Here is an 858-nt window from a genome sequence, read left to right as displayed (position 1 = left end):
GCGGCAATCACGGGCTTGAGGCTGTCGAAAATGCGCAATGTCAACAGACCGCCGCCATCGCGCACGGTGCCGTCGCCTACCTTGCGCTTTTCCAGATCCACAAAGCCCTTGGTCCCGCCGGAAATATCCGCACCGGCGCAAAACGCCCTGCCCGCCCCGGTCACCACGACGGCGCGCACAGCATCGTCCTCGTCCGCCACATCGAAGGCATCGATAAGCTCTTGCATCATCTCAATCGTGAATGCGTTCAGCTTGTCAGGCCGGTCGAGGGTGAGCGTCATGACCCCGCCCGTCAGATCAGTGCGTACAACAGCCATCAGTTTTCTCCCGCCAACGGTGCCGCAACGCTGCGCGGCGTCGGATCGGGGATGTTGCCGCGTCGTGGGCCAAGGTAGCCGAACAACCATGCGCCAACTTTTCGCATCTGGATCTCTTCCGCGCCTTCGGTGATGCGGTAGCGGCGGTGATGGCGGTAGATATGTTCGAACGGTTTGTGCCGGGAATATCCGATGCCGCCATGAATTTGCATGGCGCGGTCTGCGGCCTCGCAACACAGACGGTTGGCCTGATAATTGCACATGCTCACCTTGTCCGACAGTTTCTTGGCGACCTCGGGGTGTGGCATGCGGTCCATCTCCCAGGCTGTTTTGCGGATAAGCTGCCGCAGCATTTCTGCCTGCGTGGCCAATTCGACCAAGGGGAACTGGATCGCCTGATTTGCCGCCAGTTCTTTGCCGAATGGTTTGCGGGCGCGGGCATAGCGCACGGATTCTTCGATGCAATAAACCGCAGCCCCCAGCGAACTCGCCGCCTGCCGGATGCGGTTTTCATGCACAAACGCCTGCGCCAGCGCCAAGC

General features: G+C 60.8%; 2 protein-coding genes. Both read right to left on the bottom strand.

What is annotated here, in order from left to right; genetic code table 11:
- A partial coding sequence (locus tag V7676_RS18670; protein WP_335661062.1) for an enoyl-CoA hydratase-related protein occupies positions 1-317 on the bottom strand: 317 nt, incomplete at its 3' end.
- Positions 317-858: acyl-CoA dehydrogenase (locus V7676_RS18665; protein ID WP_335661061.1), on the bottom strand; the 542-nt coding region annotated here is incomplete at its 5' end. The genes V7676_RS18670 and V7676_RS18665, both read right to left, overlap by 1 nt.

Origin of the sequence: Parasphingorhabdus sp. (assembly GCF_036963805.1) — a bacterium.
In the GTDB taxonomy this organism is placed as follows: Bacteria; Pseudomonadota; Alphaproteobacteria; order Sphingomonadales; family Sphingomonadaceae; genus Parasphingorhabdus.
Note: the sequence above shows the minus strand (reverse complement) of the source record. Positions and strands in the feature narration are given on the sequence as shown.